The organism is Frankia sp. QA3, from assembly GCF_000262465.1.
Classification (GTDB): domain Bacteria; phylum Actinomycetota; class Actinomycetes; order Frankiales; family Frankiaceae; genus Frankia.
In genome coordinates, this window is sequence record NZ_CM001489.1 from 2,813,735 (window position 1) to 2,830,283 (window position 16,549).

A 16,549-nucleotide genomic window follows, 5' to 3' on the forward strand; every position below is an offset into this window, starting at 1 on the left:
ATCAACCTTGAGGCCGCGTTCGGCGAGCAGCTCTTCGACATCCCGGTACGACAGGGCGAACCGCAGGTACCAGCGGACTGCCAGCACGATCACCTCGGGCGGGAACCGGAACCCGGCGAACTCCGACGTCGGAGCCGGTGGACGGACACGACGTCGACGCGTCATTCGATCACGGCTGATCGGCAGCTTCGTGATGGCGGACTTCGCCGCTGCAACAGTGCCGTATGCGGCGTGACGAGCTGTACCTCGTCGACATGATCGAGGCTGCGGGCCGCAGCTCGGGCCGCACGCGTTGGCCAGGATGCAGGCTGTGGTAGCCGCATTCGGCGGCGTCGACGTGGACACCGTCGTGCCGGTGATCGCTGCGGTCGATGCGTACGTGATCGGGGTGGTGCGCCGGGAGATCGCCGAGCGGCGCACCGAGCGGGGCACCGGGATGGACAAGAAGCAGTGGCAGGCCGCCTCGAGCCTTGTCTGGAGCGGACCCGGGTGGCCTGTGGGTGAGCAGGGGGTGTTGACGTCCGAACGGGGGGAGTGTCCGAGGTTCATCGTGAACACTCCCCCCGTTCGCGTCCGGGCAGGCCACCGGGCACGGCGGCGGGCCCGTTGCACCCCTTGTCCTTCCGGGTTATCGGGTCGGGATCGCCACGATCACGCTGGTCCCGATGTACTGCACCGTCGGCTGTACCTGCGGTCCGGGCGCACGCTGGCGCAGGCCGATGAAGTATGTGACCACGCCCTCGAAGTCGCCACCCGACCGCGCCTGGACGACATTGGTGGTCGCGCGGACCGGGAACAGGTTGCGCGGAGCCGTAGCCCTGCCCTCCTCGTCATGGGCAGCCGCATTGCGGAAGACCACCTTGACGAAGGACCGGCCCCGCACGGCGACAGGAAGACCGGAGCCGTCCTGAATCAGTTCCGAGGCCGGCACGTACCGGGCGGTGACCTCGGAGGGGGCGGCCGGCTGGAAGTGGAACCGGACGAGGTCCGCGCGGGCACTCGCCGCGTGTGCCGCGCTGATGCGCGTCAGGACCGGCGTGACCGGCGTGACCGGTGTGACGGGTGCGGCCGGAGACACCGGTGTAACCGGAGTTACCGTTGGCCCTCCGGCTCGCGCCGGAACCGCCACGACCAACAGACCCAGGACCAGTGCGACTATCGCACCAGAAATCCTCTGCGCCATCCTCATGATGCACCACCCATTCCTTTTTCCCGATTAGGGAACACTGCTCTGGCGTGCGGACGGGCTGATCGGGTTTCGGGCCGCCCGACTGATCCTGATTGCCGCGAGAAATCCGCTGGCGACGAGGCCGGTCGGGTCGGAGGAAGTCGGTGTCAGGTCGCTGGCCGGAAGTCGGATGGATGGTGAGTGGTGATGGATTTCGGCATGGGCCCACCCCCATTCGTTGTCGGCCCAGCATGCGCGAGCGCCGGGTGGCCCGCCACCGCTGCCAGCCTTCTGCGGCCGCCCCACGCCAGATCACCTGCGCCGGGATTTACGCACGCAGAGTCGGTGCACGCATTCGGCGACTAACAGCTCGTTTCGGAATTATCCTCTGAGTTTGCGTAAGCAGATGATCGAGCAGGCGAGACCGAGGAACGCTTGATGGATGTCGACGCGGCGTTCCCACCGGGTGCGTAGCCGGCGGAACTGGTGCAGCCAGGCGAAGGTCGGCTCGACCGGCCAGCGTTGGCGACCCAGACCGGTGCCGTGGGGTTTCCCGCGGCGGGCGATGATCGGGGTGATCCCGCGGGCGGCGAGTCTGGCCGGCCCGAACGGCGGTCAGTTCCGACTGGTCGGTGACGGATTGACGATGTCCAGCGGCTCGGGCGTAACCCAGGTCCTGCCCTGAAACGGCGCCCGGTTCGGCCGACATCCGGGTTTTGTACGCTCGCCACCATGGGTGTGGGTGACGAGGCGGCCGGGACCAGGGCGCGGACCGCCGCCGCGCCGGAGCTGCTGATCGTTGCCGACGGCGTCGCGTGGCGGGCCTGGCTCGACGTGAACGAGGACGTCTCCGACGGCGTCTGGCTGGTCCTGGCCAAGAAGGGCACCACCTCGCCGACGTCGTTGCGCTACGACCTCGCGCTCGAGGAGGCGCTGTGCAGCGGCTGGATCGACGGGCAGAAGAAGAGCCTGGACGCCGCCACCTTCCAGCAGCACTTCACCCCGCGCCGTAAGGCCTCACTGTGGTCGGAGCGAAACACCGTCCTGGTGGCGCGACTGATCGAGGAGGGTCGGATGCGGCCCCGGGGGCAGGCCGAGATCGAGCGCGCGAAGGCGGACGGGCGCTGGGACCGGGCCTACCCGGGGGCGGCGAAGGCCCAGGTCCCCGACGACCTGGCGGCCGCGCTGGCGGCGTCCCCAACGGCCGGCTCGGCGTTCGCCGCGCTGAACGGCGCCGATCGCTACTCCATCCTGCACCGCCTGCTGACGGCATCGAACCCGGCGACCCGCGCCACCCGGCTGACAGCCCTGCTCGCGATGCTGGAAAGCGGTGGGCCTGTCTCACCGCGGTGATGGCCGGCAGCTCAAGATCTGTACAGTTCGGGAATGATCCGAAGCTGACGGAGGCCAGATGGCTCTGCGAGACGCTCGGCGAGATCTTCTGCCTCACCTTCGTCCGTGGAGTCGATGCCGCTGAGGCACTCCGCCGGATGGGCGGCTACCCGGACACCTTCGCCGAGCTGGGCCCCGAGGAGATCTTCGAGCGGCAGAACTCGTACCTCGCCGGCTACCCGCAGATCGCCGGTGCCGTCGAGCTGGGCGGATGGGCACTGTTGCAGCGGCGAAGTCCGCCATCACGAAGCTGCCGATCAGCCGTGATCGAATGACGCGTCGACGTCGTGTCCGTCCACCGGCTCCGACGTCGGAGTTCGCCGGGTTCCGGTTCCCGCCCGAGGTGATCGTGCTGGCAGTCCGCTGGTACCTGCGGTTCGCCCTGTCGTACCGGGATGTCGAAGAGCTGCTCGCCGAACGCGGCCTCAAGGTTGATCACGTCACGGTCTACCGGTGGGTGCAGCGCTTCACTCCGCTCTTGGCCGACGCGGCCCGGCCGTGTCGGCACCGCCCTGGGGACAGGTGGTTCGTCGACGAGACCTCTGTGAAGGTCGCCGGCCGGTGGACCTACCTGTACCGGGCCGTCGACCAGCACGGCCAGGTCATCGACGTTGTGGCCGGCACCCGCCGTGACCAGGCCGCGGCACGCCGCTTCTTCGCCCGGGCGCTGTCCCCTGGCCGCCGGCCGGTCGAGGTCACCACCGACAAGACACCGGTCTACCCGAGGCTCCTCGACGAGCTGCTCCCTGAGGCCTGCCACGCCGACGCCGCCCGGGCGAACACCGGCCAGCCCCTCATCGACCCTGCCAACGCCACAGCATCAACCCCGGTGTCATTCTCCCCGGACGGACTGACTCTGGCCGCCACCAGCGCCAACCGCACGGTTGTGCTGGGGGACACCACCGATCGGGCCGCAGCACATCGGCTCGGCCAACCCCTCACTGGCCCGAACGGAGCGGTTTCGTCGATGGCATTCTCCTCCGACGGGCGGACCCTAGTACTGCAGTCACAGTGATCTTTATGTGGCCGCGGCCGGCCTGACGATCCGCTGGGCGGCCCGGATCCGGGTCTGGAAGTGGTGATAGCGGGCGCGTGCCTGGTGGCCGCGACGCCAGTCCGACCACCAGGTGATCACGGCCGGTGGGACGGCGGCCTGGCGGATCAGGATCTGCTGGGGCCGGTTGTCCAGGCCGGCGCGGTCGATCGTGTCGACCAGCGCCCAGTCGTACAGCCGGGGTCCTTGCGAACCATCCGCGCAGGAACATGTCTGCCAGGCCCGGGCGGGGACCTTCCCGGCGAGGGCGTCGACGTCGCGTTCGATACTCTCATCGGCTACCTCAACGATACCGAGGGAACACGAGAGGGAACATCCACCCCGTGAGCGGAGCCCGCCAGTCGGTCGAGATCCAAGCTGGCCGCAGCCTCCGGGCCGTCGCGCCAACGATCGCAGGCCGTGGAGTACCCTCGCCAGGCTCACATTCTGGCCGTAGAAAAACGACAGATCGGCGAAAAGAAGGATGGACAGATAGCCGAGAAGGCTCGCGAACGGCCTGCTCGTCGAGTCGTCGCGGGACAGAAGAGATGAGAACCTACATTTATTTCAACCAGATGCAGCATTCGGCGGTCGCCGAAAAATGGCCGGTCTTTATTTTCGGAGCGTCACAGGTCGGAGCCTATCGCAACACCGGCCTTCGGCGGCTAAACGCCGATGCTGGCTTGCGACGCAACGATGATGGAGCCCATCTTTCGGCGCTGCCACGAAACACCCACGTGTCAGCTACAGTAAGCATGGGTATGCCGCTGCGATCGAGGCGCTTCGGGCTTTCCGTAGCCGGCATCCGGTGCGCGTCGGCAGCTCGGCCGAACCTGCGTCCGCCAGAACCGGGTGCTGACAGGCGCGGAGACCGCGTACTCCCGTCGATCACGTGGCCTCACGGCTCATAGGATGAGCCCGTGCCGTCAAGTGCCCGTGCGGGCAGAGGAAGTATCGCGGGGTCGTCCGGCGACGGCGGGGTGGAATTCAGGCGCGCCGTCGCTGCCTATGCGGTCGTGGCTGGGCTCTCCGACACTCCGCTGCGTGGTCTGGGCATCTCCGAGGTCGACGCGCGGGTAGCCGCGGTGGTCCTGGAGACCGAGGAGGCGGTCGACGATCTGCGGGTCGAACTCGCGACCGGTTGGACGGCGTACATCCAAGCGAAGAGGACCTTGCGGAGAGGCCCCGTCCTCGCGAAGGCGGTCGCGCAGTGGGTGCGCGCGGGCGAGGGGCAACTGGACCCGGCCCGCCATCGGTTGGTGATCGCAGCGGGTGAGCTGTCGGACTCGATGAAGTCGCTGCGCCGGGCTCTCGACGCGGGGCGGTTGTCGGTCCCAGGAACCCCGAGCCCGCAGGAAGCGGACCAACTCCGCCGCGTCGAGGAACTGTTGTCGCCGCTCGACCCTGCGGCACGAGACATCGTGCTTCAGTGCGCGGTCATCTGGCATCTCGACGTCGAGGAGACGGACCGGGCCGACGCGCAGAACGCCTTGCATCAGCTACGCGGGCTCGTCGCGGGCGGAGACGCCCTGGCGGCAGGCAACGCGTGGTCGGCGCTGCTTGATGCTGCGGGGCATGCGGCCCGCCGCCGCGGTGGCCATAACCTCGAAGGTTGGCGAACCGCGATGCGCGATCGCGGCATCGGTCTCGTCGAGCACAGCAGCCCACCTGAGAACTCTGGGAACCAGTCCGGCCTCGCCCGGCCATCCAGCCATCCGAGTGAGGGCCACGACCTGCGGGGCCGGCTCACGCTGCAACCGCCGGCCCGCGCGCCACGGCTGAGGGGAAGCCTGGCGTCGGCGACCCGGCCTGGCAGGACGAGGTGGCTATGGGGGGCCGCCCTGGCTGCCGTTCTGATAATGGGGGCGGGTACCGCGATCTATTCGGTGCATGACCGGCAGGCTTCCGCGACTGACGAGCGGAACCTGGCTGACTCCCGCCAGTTGGCAGCCGACGCGGAGAGCACGCGGGACAGCGACCCGAACCTGGCACGTCAACTGGCTGTGCTGGCATGGCGCACCGCGCCGACCATGGAGGCATGGCGAGCACTGTTCGCGGTCGCCGATCTGCCGACCGAGGTCGACTTGGACGATCAGGTCCTGGCGGTGGGCCGCGTCGGTGAGCGGTTCGTCGCCGTCACCGCGCTGTCCACGAAGGCCCAGCTGTGGGATGTCACCCGGGTCAGCCGCAAGGCCGAACCACTGGCCGTGCTGCCGGGCCACGATCGGATCACCGCGGCGGTCTTCAGCCCGGATGGTCGACGGCTCGCGACCATGGCAGTCGACGGCAGCGTCCTCATCTGGAACGTCGAGAGTGCCACCTCCGGACCACCCGGGAACAACCCGGTGGAGCTCACAGCACAAGCGTCCCTGCCCGGGAACGACTCCGCCTCGCCAGCAATGGCGTTCAACTCCGACGGCACCCTGCTCGCGGTCCCCGGCCCCGAAGGGTCGGTGGAGGTCTGGAACACCCGGCCGCCGGCCGGGAGCGCCTCTGCCCAGAACAGCACAGGCCCCGGCCCCGAGGCCCTGCCGCTCCAAATCCCCGGCGTCGTCAGCGGCATCGACGATCCCGGCGTGTCCGCGCTGGCGTTCACCCCCGACAGCGGTCGGCTGGCCGTTGGAACGTCCGGGGGAACCTTCGCTGTCTTCGCTCTGGGGCGGCCGGCGGAACCACTGATGCGGCGGACCAACTATGCCGGCGCCATGAGTGCCGAAGCAGTCGAAGGCACTGCGGGACAGACGACGCCACCGGACACGCTGGAAACCAGCCACCTCCCGCCGCAGCGGCAACCCGTCACGCGACTGCTGTTCCGCCCGGACGACGGCGCGACCCTCGCCGTGGCTGGAGGCGACGGCGTGGTGCGCCTGTGGGACGTCACCGGGACCGATCCCACGCTGGCATCGCAGAACGCCCCCGCGAATCTGCCCACGAAGCCGACCGCGGAACTCGGCGACGGCGCGCCCGCCGTTGACGCCATCGCCTACAGCGCCGACGGCCTCCACCTGGCCGCTGGCTTCGGGGACAACGGCGGGACCGTCAACGTATGGGACGTCACCGACGAGAGCAGCCCGTCCCAAGGCGCCCTGATCGAGCGGCTCAACGACTCGCCGACCTCCCTGACCTTCGACCGGGCCGGTCAGACCCTCGCGGTCGGGACCAAGGACGGTGCTGTGCGGCTGTCGACCGTTGCGTCTCCCGGGATGCCTCAGCCCAGACTCACGGTGCCGGACATCCTCGGGGACCACGTGGCGGTGGACGGCGCGGGAACGACCGTCGCTGTATCGCTCGCTGTCGACGGCGTGGACGGCGCGATCGAGATCTGGGATCTCCGCGCCGGATCGAGCGAGCCGACCGTCACGTTCCCCGGCCGCGAAGCGACGGTCTACTCGATCGCGATCAGCCCGGACGGCGCCCTGCTCGCCGCCGGATACGACGACGGGGTCGTCAGGGTGTGGGACCTGCGCGCTGCCCTCTCGACACGCGCCGCCACATCACCTGTGGCCGACCTCGCCGAGCACGGCGGGATCGTGCAGGGCCTCGCCTTCACCAGCGACGGCAGACTGCTCGCGTCCGGAGACCAGGAGGGGACGATCAAACTCTTCCGACTCGACGGCACCCATCCCCCGAAGCGCATCGCCGAGGCGACATCCACCCACGGCTCGGTCCAGGGAATCACCTTCAGCGCCGACAACGGAACATTGGTGACTGGCGGTGATAGCGGTGTGGGCGTCTACGACGTCCCGGACGTCAGCACCGGCGGGCTGCTGACCACGGTCACCGACATCTCGGACGCAACCACTGGGAACCTCTCCGGAGGTGTCGCGCTCAGCCCCGACGGACACACACTCGCCGTCGGCGGCCACGGCACCGTCACGACCTGGGACATCACCGGCCCAACGCCACAGCAACAGGGCACACCCCTCCCCGTCGGAAGCAAGGAGGCGGCGGTGAGCACGGTTGACTTCAGCCCGGACGGCCGCCTGCTGACGGCAGCCGGCAACGACGACGACATCGCAATCTGGGACACCAGCCGCCCCAGCCAGCCGAAGCCGCTCACCAGCCTCCCCGGCCACGACAACGGGACCCGCCTCGCGGCGTTCACCGACGACAGCAGAACACTCGTGACTCTCGGCTCCGACTACCTCGCGAAACAATGGGACGTCGACCCCGAAACACTCGTCGGCCGCGCCTGCAACGGAGTCTCCCAGCCGATGACCAAGACAGACTGGCGCACCTTCGTCAACAACCGCGAGTACACCGCACCGTGCTGACCCTTACCGGTGTTCGCGCTTTTCCCGCTCCTGCCGCTGGCCACGATCACCGCGTTCGAGAAGTCTCCGTTCACCACGGTGGAAGAGGTCGCCGCGGTTCCGGACGAGGGGTTGCGGGAACTCCGCCGTCTGGGAGCGAAGACTATTCCCGCGATCCGCGAGGCCTGTGCCCATCCTGCGGTGCAGGAGTTCGGCAGCTCGACGGTGGCATTGCCCGAGCTCACGGACGCGCCGCCCTTCGAGGATCGGATGTACTTAGATGAGTCCACCGAGACGGAGGAGTTCCTCGATCTCGCCGAGCTTCGCGGACGGCAGGACTCCCGCTCGCTCGATCAGGTCCTCTCGGGTCAGCGTGACCAGCCAGGTGCAGGGGATCAGACCTGGACGTGGGAGTGCGATCCGCAGGACGCCTTCACGTGGCAGTCCGTCAGGCGCGCCCACGGCCACCTCGACGGCCATGTCGCCCAGGTCGGTGCCCGCAGGCTCGACGACCTGCATCGCACGGAACCCGTACGTCGGTTCTCCCGACAGCAGTACGACAAGTCGACGCTCGTCGAAATCCGCCCACCAGACCTCGCCGTATTGCATATTTCCTCCCAATGTCCTCGTCGATCTTGGCGTGAAGCCCGGGATCGAGCCTTGTGGCGCCAGCGACGATCGTTGGCATGAGTATCGGGACCGCGGCTTAAAGAACCGGCGGGCCGCGGCGAGATCCCGCTTCTCGGAGGCCAGCATGTCGATGACCTGGCCGAACTGGTCGACGGCCCGATACAGGTAGGTCCATCCTGCGCCACGAGGCGCCTGGTTGTATCCCCGGTTTAGATGGCCCAAGTCAGGCCCGCACCCCGCGCAACAACGTGTCACGACCGACGTCCAGGCCGAGCCTTGCGTCCAGCCGCGCCCCGGCGCGTCCGGCGAGCGCCAGCCCGATCGCCTCGACAGCCTGCCCCGCCAGCGGCGTGTACCGGGCATGCGGGCTGGTCAGCCCGTCGACCTGCTCCGCAAACGTCACCGCCTCGCAGTCCGCCGACGAGCACCGGAACCGCCGGACCAGCAGGTCGACCACGACCCTCGCCCCGACGAGCGCGGTGTCCACAAGCCGGCGGCGGTACCGGTCGTGCACCCGGCCCGACACCGTCGCGCAACCAGGGCAGGCCCCCCGGACGGCGCGGGAGCGGACGAGGAGCCGCACCCGGTCGCCGGCACGCTCGACCCGTTCCAGGACCACGTTCGCGAGATGAGGGAACAGGACCCCAAGGTCAGAGAGGCACCGGCCACCTGATCTCAGCGGTCCGGGCGGGGGTCTGTTGCACGGGCTGCGGTCCACCCCGGCGGCCGGCATGATCAGGCGATGCGCCGCCATCGCCAGCACGTCCGACCAGCCGTCCCGGTTTCGGAGTTCGCCGGGTTCCGGTTCTCACCGGAAGTAATCGTTCTGGCAGTCCGGTGGTACCTGCGGTACGGCCTGTCCTACCGCGACGTCGAGGAGCTGCTCACGGAACACGGCATCACCGCCGATCATGTCACGATCTCCCGGTGGGTCCAGCGGTTCACTCCACTGCTCGTCGACGCCGCCCGGCCCTGCCGACACAGCACCGGGGACAGATGGTTCGTCGATGAGACCTACGTCAAGGTCGCCGGCCGGTGGACCTACTTGTACCGGGCAGTGGACCAGTTCGGGCAGGTCATCGACATGCTGGCCGCCGAGCACCGGGATCTGGCCGCGGCCCGACGGTTCTTCACCCGGGCGCTGTCCCACAGCCGGAAGCCGGTCGAGGTGACGACCGACCGGGCACCGGTCTATCCGCGGGTCCTCGACGAACAGCTTCCCGCCGCCCACCATGTGGACGTCGCCCGGGCGAACAACCGGATCGAATCCGACCACAGCCGGCTCAAAGCCCGGCTCCGGCCGATGCGCGGGCTGAAACGGCTGCGCTCCGCCCAGACGATCAGCGCAGGGAATGCGCTGGTTCAGAACATCCGCCGCGGCCATGACGAACTCGGCATGGAGGTCGACTCACGGCTGCGGGTGCCGGCTGCCTTCACCGAGCTCGCCCGGGCACTCTGATCAGCCGTTCGGCGGACGCAGCCATGTCTTGCCCACCTGGGCCCGCCGTGAAGCTGAAGCCGGTTTGTAGGACGGCGTCAGAGGTCGAGGACGAGCCTGGGGCTGGCAGCCCGTGACACGCAGATGAACATGGTGTCGTTGGCGGCCTTCTCCTCATCGGTGAGCAGCGAGTCGCGATGGTCCACCTCGCCGGCAACGACCCCGGTCTCGCAGGTGCCGCAGGTGCCTTCCTGGCAGGAGGACAGGACCTGGACGCCCGCTTCCTCGACAACCTCGAGGATCGAGCGGTCCGGCGGGACGGTGAGGGTGCGGCCCGCGACGACGAGCTCGACCTGGAACGAGCCGGCAAGCAGGGGCTCACCCTGCTCCCTGGGGGTGAACCGTTCGATGCGCAACGCTCCCGCCGGCCATGACCTGCAACGCTGTTCGACGGCGTCGAGCAGCGGACCCGGACCGCAGCAGTAGATGAGCGTGTCGTCCGCGGGTTCGCCGAGCAACGCGTCGAGATCCAGCAGGCCGTACTCATCCTGCGGGCGCACCTCCACCCGGTCGCCGTGGGCCTGCCGCAGCTCGTCGACGAACGCCATCGACGCGGCGGTGCGGCCGCCGTAGACCAGCCGCCAGTCCGCTCCCGACGCGGCGGCCACGGCGAGCATGGGCAGGATCGGGGTGATTCCGATGCCGCCGGCCACGAACAGGTAGCGCAGGGCGGGTTCGAGAGCGAAGTGGTTGCGCGGGCCGCGTACCCGGACCGTGGACCCGGTGACGAGTTTGTCGTGGACGAACGCCGAGCCGCCGCGGCCATCAGGTTCGCGCAGGACGCCGACGCGCCAGGTGGTCCGGTCGGCGGGGTCGCCGCACAGCGAGTACTGCCGGGTCAGATCGTGGTCGAGAACGAGATCTATGTGCGCCCCAGGCGCCCAGCCCGGCAGGTCCGCCCCGGAAGGGTCGCACAACACGAGCGTGATCACACCGTCGGCCGCCTGGTGCCGCTCGGCCACGCCTAGATCGAGTTCGACCTCGGCGTGAGTACTCTTCATCGGTCTGCTCCGGAAACCGGCGCCACGCCCTGCTCCTGCCCGAGCTCGCCTCCGGAGACAGCCACGTACGAACGGCTGTGGGAAACGGTCGACACGGTCAACTCCTCTGCCGTCCAGGGGACGCGTAGCTCGACAGCCGTCGCCGCCCGAACCTCGTCGACGGTGACATCCGGGGCGAGCTCGACCAGGGTGAGACCTTCCGCGGTGACATCGAGGACAACCAGGTCGGTGATGATCCGCTGCACGCACCGGGCTCCCGTCAACGGCAGCGTGCACGACGGGAGAATCTTGGGCGAGCCGTCCTTGGCGACGTGTTCCATGAGCACGATGACTGTCCGGGCGCCGTGCACGAGGTCCATGGCGCCGCCCATCCCCTTGACCATCTTGCCGGGGATCATCCAGTTGGCGAGGTCGCCACGTTCGGACACCTGCATCCCGCCCAGGATCGCGACGTCGACGTGCCCCCCGCGGATCATCCCGAACGACAGCGAGGAGTCGAACGAGGCGGCCCCGGGGAGCAGTGTCACCGTCTCCTTGCCGGCGTTGATGAGATCCGGGTCGACCTCGTCCTCGGTCGGGTAGGGGCCCACGCCGAGCAGCCCGTTCTCCGACTGCATCACGACGCTCACCCCGGCCGGCAGATGGTTCGGCACGAGCGTCGGCAGACCGATACCGAGGTTGACGTACTGGCCGTTGGTCAGTTCCGCGGCGGCGCGGGCCGCGATCTCGTCGCGTGTCCAGGCCATCAGGCGCGCACCGTCCTCTTCTCGATCCCCTTGTCGCCGGCTTCGTCGGCGCTGAGCGCGACCACCCTCTGGACGAAGATGCCGGGCAGGTGCACGTCGTCCGGGTCGAGCTCGTCGGGCTCGACGAGCTCCTCGACCTCGGCCACCGTCAGCCGGCCGGCCATCGCCACCAGCGGATTGAAGTTGCGGGCGGCCTTGTGGAACACCAGGTTGCCGTGCCGGTCGCCCTTCGCCGCCCGGACGAGGGCGACGTCGGTGACGATGCCCTCTTCAAGGACGTAATGCCTGCCGCCGAACTCCCGCACCTCCTTCGGCGGCGAGAAGATCTCCACCGTGCCGTCGGTCCGGTACCGGCGCGGTACGCCGCCCTCGGCGATCTGGGTACCCACCCCGGCCGGGGTGTAGAAGGCGGGAATGCCGCAGCCGCCCGCCCGCAGCCGCTCGGCGAGGGTGCCCTGCGGGGTCAGCTCCAGTTCGAGTTCCCCGGCGAGGTACTGCCGGGCGAACTCCTTGTTCTCACCGACATAGGAGCCGGTCACTCGTCGGATGCGGCCCTTCGCCAGCAGGATGCCGAGGCCGGCGCCGTCGGTGCCGCAGTTGTTCGACACCACGTGCAGCCGGCCGACACCCGCCCGGTCGAGCGCGGCCACGAGCACCGTCGGGACGCCGCACAGGCCGAACCCCCCGACCGCGAGCGACGCGCCGTCCGCGACGTCGGCGACCGCCTGGTCGGTGTCGGCTACCACCTTGTCCACGACAGGCTCCTGACTGCACTGAATTCGGCTCCCACGACGACCATGCGGCCGGCTTTTCCCGCCGTCACGGGTGCCACAGCCCGACGTAGTTCTCGGCGAGGGTGGTCGCCGCAGCCCGTGACGTGGCGGCGTACCGCAGCTGCGAGAGCGCCAGCTGACCGTCGAAGGGATTGCTGGTCGGGTCCGTGTGCAGCATCGTCGTCATGTAGTTCGAGAACTGCTGGGCCCGCCAGATGCGGCGCAGTGCCGTGGCCGAATAGTCGTCGGCGGCTCGCTGATCGCCGTCCAGCAGCCAGCGTCGCAGCGCCCCGGCCAGCAACGTCACGTCCGCCACTGCGAGGTTCAGGCCCTTCGCGCCTGTCGGCGGGACGATGTGCGCGGCGTCGCCGGCGAGGAACAGCCGGCCGTGGCGCATCGGCTCCGTCACGAAGCTGCGCATGGGCGTGACGTTCTTTTCGATGATCGGTCCTCGTTCCAGCTTCCAGTCGTCGAGGGCGAAACGGATGTCGAGCTCGTCCCAGATCTGGTCGTCGGTCCACGCGTTCGCGTCGGTGGCCGGGGGCACCTGCAGGTAGAGCCGGCTGACCGTGGACGAGCGCATGCTGTGCAGCGCGAAGCCGTTGTCGTGGCGGGCGTAGATCAGTTCGTCACAGGACGGCGCCACCTCGGCCAGCACGCCGAGCCAGCCGAACGGATAGGTCCGCTCCCACGTGCGCGACGCCCCGGCGGGCAGGCTGCGCCGGCACAGGCCGTGGTAACCGTCCACGCCGACGACCACCTCGCACCGCAGCTCGACATCCGCGTCGCCGTGCCGGAACCGCACGACCGGAGCGTCCGTGTCGATGCCCTCGACGGCGTAGGCTTCTGCTTCGAACAGCACCTGGCCGCCGTCGGCGCAGCGTCGTGCGATCAGGTCCTTCACCACCTCGGTCTGGGCATACACGGTGACCGTCCGGCCGGTGAGCTCGACGAAATCCACCCGGTGGCGCTCACCTTCGAAGCGCAGCTCCACGCCCTCGTGGACGAGACCGACCCGGTCCATCCGGTCGCCGACGCCGGCCGCGCGCAGCACATCGGCGCTCGCCTGCTCGAGGATGCCGGCCCGCTGACGGCGCTCGCAGTACTCGCGGGTCCGGGCCTCGATGACGACGGAGTCGATGCCTTCCAGGTGCAACAGGTGGGAGAGCAGCAGGCCGGCCGGACCACCGCCGACGATGCCGACGCGAGTACGCATGGGTAGTCCTTTCAGCGGGCGGTCGTCACGTGCCCAGCGCGGTCGGGGCCGTCGGACCGGCCGGACCTGCCCCCGTCGGGGCGGGCGGTAGGTCGGCGAGAATCGTGCGCGCGACGGCGAACGCCGAGTTGGCGGCCGGCACCCCGCAGTACACGGCGGTCTGGAGCAGGACCTCGCAGATCTCCGCCGGGCTCAGGCCGTTGCGCAGGGCCGCCCGCACGTGCATCGCGAGCTCCTCGAGATGGCCGTGGGCGACGAGCGCGGTGAGTGTGACGCAGCTGCGGGTTCGGCGGTCCAGCCCCGGCCTGGTCCAGATCTCCCCCCAGGCGTACCGGGTGATGAAGTCCTGGAAGTCGGCCGTGGCCTCGGTCGTCATGGCCAGTGCACGGTCGACGTGCGCGTCGCCCAGCACCTCCCGCCGCACCGACATGCCGCCGGCACGGCGTTCGTCGTCGTCCCGGGCTCTCGCGCCATCGCGCGCCCAGGGCGGCGCCCCGGCCGCGGCGTGGCCGGCCGGCACCGGGTCGACCCGGTCGAGGTGGCCGAGCAGCGCCGCCGCGACGACGTCGGGCTGGTCGACCGGTCCGAGGTGAGCCGCCCCCGCGACTTCGAGCAGCGTCGCGCCCGCGATGCCGTCGACCAACGTGCGCGCGTGCCCCGGTGGGGTCGCCGGGTCATCCCTGCCCGCGATGACGATCGTCGGTGCGGCGACGCGACCGAGTTCGGCCCTGAGGTCGTAGTCGGCCAGCGCGCGGCAGCATCCGGCGTAGCCGTCAGCGGCGACGCCCGCCAACCCGTCGAGCAGTGCGGCGCGGCGGTGCGCGGGCGCCGAGCCGCGCGGCGAGAACCAGCGTCGTTCGGCGATCTCCACCAGCGCGCTCGTGCCCTCACGGGCCACGAGGTCAGCCCGTTCCCGCCAGTCTCCCGGCTCGCCGAACCTGGCCGACGAACAGACCAGGGCGAGCGCGGTCACCCGCGCGGGATGTGACGCGGCCAGCTGGGCTCCGACCGCGCCGCCCAGCGACACCCCGGCGTAGGCGAACGGGGCCCCGATGCCCCGCACCCCGTCCACCGTGGCGAGTACCGCCTCGGCGAGGCCGGCGACCGTCAGCGTCGAAGGGTCCGCGGCCGGCACGGTTGACGGGGTGCCGCCGTGGCCGGGCAGGTCGAAGCGAAGCACGCTGCGGGCGCGGGACAGCGCGGGCAGCAGTTCGTCCCACAGGGCGGTCGTGGTCCCGAGCGAGGGGCCGAGTACCAGCAGCGGCGCCCCGACCGGGCCGTCGTGGACGTGGTGCAGCAGCGTCGCGGCGCCGTCAGACATGGACGTTCTCCTGCTCGGCTGAGGGCCGCTCGGTCCCCTCCGGGTGCCGTTGTGGCGCGGGCACGGGCGCGGGCGCGGGCCGGGCGAGGGCGCGGTCGACCAGGTCGACGGCCGACCCGAGGTAGGACGTCGGGTCCAGCGCGGCGGCCAGGTCCGCCCCGTCGAGCCGCCCGTCGTCGAGGCAGCCGCGGACCTCCGGGTCGGCGAGCAGCGCCGCGGCCAGGTCGGTGTGACCGCTGGCGGTTCGGCGCACGGCTGCCCCGACCACCCGGGCCGCCGCCGGCCGGTCCAGCAGGCCGGCGAGCAGCACCGACACCTGTTCTGACCCGACCAACCCGGTGGTGGCGCCGAGGTTGCGCCGCATCCGCGCCGCATCGACCCGCAGACCCTCCACGACATCCGCGGCGGTGGCCGCCGCGCCCGCCGTGAGACGCAACGCTTCCCGCAGTGGCTGCCACTCGGCGTGCCAGGCTCCCGGTGGCCGCTCGTCCTCGGCGCTCAGCGCGCCCAGCAGCACCGAGGTCAGCACCGGCACCTGCCGGGCCGCCGCCGCGACGAGGACGGAGCCGACCGGGTTGGACTTGTGTGGCATGGCCGATGACCCGCCCCCCGCCGCCTCGGCCACTTCGGCGATCTCGGTGCGGGACAGCACCAGGACGTCCGCGGCGATCTTGCCGAGCGCGGCCGCCGCGAAACCGAGCGCCGTGCCGAGTCTCGCCACGGGCGTGCGCAGCGTGTGCCAGGGCAGGATCGGCTCGGCCAGGCCGAGTTCGCGGGCGAAGGCGGCGACCAGCGCCGTACCCGGGCTCGTCGCGAGCCCGGCGGGGCGCGGCTCGCCGTCCGTCACCCCGATGGGTGCGGTGGAGGCGAAGGCGTCGACGGCCGCGAGCGTGCCGGCCGCGCCGCCGAGCTGCACCGGCAGCCCGCCGTCGAGCAGCGCGGCGAGGTTCTCGCGGGCATCGAGTACCAGCGAACGCCAGCCCGCCGCCTTCAGACCGAAGGTGGTCGGCACGGCGTGCTGCGTGAGCGTGCGCCCGGCCATCGGGGTGCTGCGATGGCGTGCGGCCAGCGCGGCCGCGGCCTGCGCGCAGCGGTCGAGGTCGGCGAGCACCACCGGCAGCGTGCGGGCCACGACCAGCATCGTCGCGGTGTCGAGCACGTCCTGACTGGTCACCCCACGGTGGACGTACTCCGCGGCCGGCGCGTCCTTCATGTGGACCGCGGCCGTCAGGTCCCGGACCAGGGGTACGACCGGGTTGCCTGTCGCGCGAGCCCGAACGGCCAGATCGTGGACGTCGCAGTCGCGCCCGAGCGCGGCGGCGCACTCGGCGACGATCCGCGCGGCGTGCCAGGGGGCCTGGCCCGTCGCCGCGGCCGCGCGCACCAGCCCGACCTCGGCTTCCAGCATCGCCCGCAGCCACGCCCCGTCGCTGGTGGACCGCTGTGCGGCACCGGCCGCCCGGACCGGCGCGAGCAGCCCGACGTCGGCCACGCCCATGCCAGCCACCCCAGCTCCAC

At 70.4% G+C, this 16,549-nt stretch carries 13 protein-coding genes and 5 pseudogenes; 6 read left to right on the forward strand and 12 right to left on the reverse strand.

Annotation, left to right across the window (positions count from 1 at the left end):
- From FRAQA3DRAFT_RS37130 to FRAQA3DRAFT_RS33050, 3 genes and pseudogenes are all read right to left on the reverse strand, one after another.
- Nucleotides 1-165: pseudogene (locus FRAQA3DRAFT_RS37130) on the reverse strand (IS6 family transposase); the annotation flags it as partial.
- A 463-nt stretch (nt 166-628) separates the two neighbouring features.
- A complete protein-coding gene (locus FRAQA3DRAFT_RS11540; protein ID WP_232292007.1) occupies nt 629-1,078 on the reverse strand; it encodes a hypothetical protein in 450 nt (149 codons plus the stop codon).
- Nucleotides 1,079-1,549: 471 nt separating this feature from the next.
- Nucleotides 1,550-1,765 (reverse strand): annotated as a pseudogene (locus tag FRAQA3DRAFT_RS33050) (transposase); the annotation flags it as partial.
- 135 nt (nt 1,766-1,900) lie between these two features.
- On the opposite strand from FRAQA3DRAFT_RS33050, the gene FRAQA3DRAFT_RS11545 reads away from it, so the two are divergent.
- From FRAQA3DRAFT_RS11545 to FRAQA3DRAFT_RS11555, 3 genes and pseudogenes are all read left to right on the forward strand, one after another.
- Nucleotides 1,901-2,521: a YdeI family protein gene (locus FRAQA3DRAFT_RS11545; protein WP_009739213.1), complete on the forward strand. Its 621-nt coding sequence runs from the start codon at nt 1,901-1,903 to the stop codon at nt 2,519-2,521.
- Nucleotides 2,521-2,835: a DUF6461 domain-containing protein gene (locus FRAQA3DRAFT_RS37135; protein ID WP_009739214.1), complete on the forward strand. Its 315-nt coding sequence runs from the start codon at nt 2,521-2,523 to the stop codon at nt 2,833-2,835. Before FRAQA3DRAFT_RS11545 ends, FRAQA3DRAFT_RS37135 begins: the two co-directional genes overlap by 1 nt.
- A pseudogene (locus FRAQA3DRAFT_RS11555) lies at nt 2,832-3,341 on the forward strand (IS6 family transposase); the annotation flags it as partial. The gene FRAQA3DRAFT_RS37135 and the pseudogene FRAQA3DRAFT_RS11555, both read left to right, overlap by 4 nt.
- Before the next feature lie 237 nt (nt 3,342-3,578).
- On the opposite strand, the pseudogene FRAQA3DRAFT_RS34970 reads toward FRAQA3DRAFT_RS11555, so the two are convergent.
- Nucleotides 3,579-3,899 (reverse strand): annotated as a pseudogene (locus FRAQA3DRAFT_RS34970) (hypothetical protein); the annotation flags it as partial.
- 674 nt (nt 3,900-4,573) lie between these two features.
- Here FRAQA3DRAFT_RS34970 and FRAQA3DRAFT_RS11565 point away from each other — a divergent pair.
- Nucleotides 4,574-7,867, forward strand: coding sequence for a WD40 repeat domain-containing protein (locus FRAQA3DRAFT_RS11565; RefSeq protein WP_232292008.1), 3,294 nt, complete (start codon nt 4,574-4,576; stop codon nt 7,865-7,867).
- A 9-nt stretch (nt 7,868-7,876) separates the two neighbouring features.
- Entirely contained in the window at nt 7,877-8,536 is a 660-nt protein-coding gene (locus FRAQA3DRAFT_RS35985) for a hypothetical protein (protein ID WP_198287239.1), read from the forward strand.
- Nucleotides 8,537-8,551: 15 nt separating this feature from the next.
- Here the strand turns inward: FRAQA3DRAFT_RS35985 and FRAQA3DRAFT_RS34980 are convergent.
- Both FRAQA3DRAFT_RS34980 and FRAQA3DRAFT_RS11575 read right to left on the reverse strand, forming a co-directional pair.
- Nucleotides 8,552-8,650 (reverse strand): annotated as a pseudogene (locus FRAQA3DRAFT_RS34980) (DDE-type integrase/transposase/recombinase); the annotation flags it as partial.
- A 49-nt stretch (nt 8,651-8,699) separates the two neighbouring features.
- Nucleotides 8,700-8,990 carry a hypothetical protein gene (locus FRAQA3DRAFT_RS11575; RefSeq protein ID WP_232292009.1) on the reverse strand — a complete coding sequence of 97 codons (291 nt, stop codon included), beginning with the start codon at nt 8,988-8,990 and terminating at the stop codon, nt 8,700-8,702.
- Nucleotides 8,991-9,218: 228 nt separating this feature from the next.
- Between FRAQA3DRAFT_RS11575 and FRAQA3DRAFT_RS11580 the strand changes: the two genes are divergently transcribed.
- Nucleotides 9,219-9,935 (forward strand): IS6 family transposase, encoded by a 717-nt coding sequence (locus tag FRAQA3DRAFT_RS11580; RefSeq protein WP_009739218.1) that lies wholly within the window; start codon nt 9,219-9,221, stop codon nt 9,933-9,935.
- Between the two features lie 77 nt (nt 9,936-10,012).
- Here the strand turns inward: FRAQA3DRAFT_RS11580 and FRAQA3DRAFT_RS11585 are convergent, their stop codons facing one another.
- From FRAQA3DRAFT_RS11585 to pcaB, 6 genes are all read right to left on the reverse strand, one after another.
- Nucleotides 10,013-10,975: a PDR/VanB family oxidoreductase gene (locus tag FRAQA3DRAFT_RS11585; protein WP_009739219.1), complete on the reverse strand. Its 963-nt coding sequence runs from the start codon at nt 10,973-10,975 to the stop codon at nt 10,013-10,015.
- Nucleotides 10,972-11,721, reverse strand: coding sequence for a CoA transferase subunit B (locus FRAQA3DRAFT_RS11590; protein WP_009739220.1), 750 nt, complete (start codon nt 11,719-11,721; stop codon nt 10,972-10,974). Before FRAQA3DRAFT_RS11590 ends, FRAQA3DRAFT_RS11585 begins: the two co-directional genes overlap by 4 nt.
- A complete protein-coding gene (locus FRAQA3DRAFT_RS11595; RefSeq protein ID WP_009739221.1) occupies nt 11,721-12,476 on the reverse strand; it encodes a CoA transferase subunit A in 756 nt (251 codons plus the stop codon). The genes FRAQA3DRAFT_RS11590 and FRAQA3DRAFT_RS11595 overlap by 1 nt, the downstream gene beginning before the upstream one ends.
- Before the next feature lie 64 nt (nt 12,477-12,540).
- Nucleotides 12,541-13,710: a 4-hydroxybenzoate 3-monooxygenase gene (locus tag FRAQA3DRAFT_RS11600; protein ID WP_009739222.1), complete on the reverse strand. Its 1,170-nt coding sequence runs from the start codon at nt 13,708-13,710 to the stop codon at nt 12,541-12,543.
- Nucleotides 13,711-13,735: 25 nt separating this feature from the next.
- Nucleotides 13,736-15,031 carry a 4-carboxymuconolactone decarboxylase gene (pcaC, locus tag FRAQA3DRAFT_RS11605; protein ID WP_009739223.1) on the reverse strand — a complete coding sequence of 432 codons (1,296 nt, stop codon included), beginning with the start codon at nt 15,029-15,031 and terminating at the stop codon, nt 13,736-13,738.
- A complete protein-coding gene (gene pcaB / locus FRAQA3DRAFT_RS11610) occupies nt 15,024-16,529 on the reverse strand; it encodes a 3-carboxy-cis,cis-muconate cycloisomerase (RefSeq protein WP_083873587.1) in 1,506 nt (501 codons plus the stop codon). The genes pcaC and pcaB overlap by 8 nt, the downstream gene beginning before the upstream one ends.
- Between the last annotated feature and the right edge of the window lie 20 nt (nt 16,530-16,549).

Coding starts and splice junctions, on each gene's coding strand:
- FRAQA3DRAFT_RS11545 (WP_009739213.1), top strand. CDS start 1,901: ATGGGTGTGGGTGACGAGGCGGCCGGGACCAGGGCGCGGACCGCCGCC.
- FRAQA3DRAFT_RS37135 (WP_009739214.1), top strand. CDS start 2,521: ATGGCCGGCAGCTCAAGATCTGTACAGTTCGGGAATGATCCGAAGCTG.
- FRAQA3DRAFT_RS11580 (WP_009739218.1), top strand. CDS start 9,219: ATGCGCCGCCATCGCCAGCACGTCCGACCAGCCGTCCCGGTTTCGGAG.
- FRAQA3DRAFT_RS11585 (WP_009739219.1), bottom strand. CDS start 10,975: ATGAAGAGTACTCACGCCGAGGTCGAACTCGATCTAGGCGTGGCCGAG.
- FRAQA3DRAFT_RS11590 (WP_009739220.1), bottom strand. CDS start 11,721: ATGGCCTGGACACGCGACGAGATCGCGGCCCGCGCCGCCGCGGAACTG.
- FRAQA3DRAFT_RS11600 (WP_009739222.1), bottom strand. CDS start 13,710: ATGCGTACTCGCGTCGGCATCGTCGGCGGTGGTCCGGCCGGCCTGCTG.
- pcaC (WP_009739223.1), bottom strand. CDS start 15,031: ATGTCTGACGGCGCCGCGACGCTGCTGCACCACGTCCACGACGGCCCG.
- pcaB (WP_083873587.1), bottom strand. CDS start 16,529: ATGGGCGTGGCCGACGTCGGGCTGCTCGCGCCGGTCCGGGCGGCCGGT.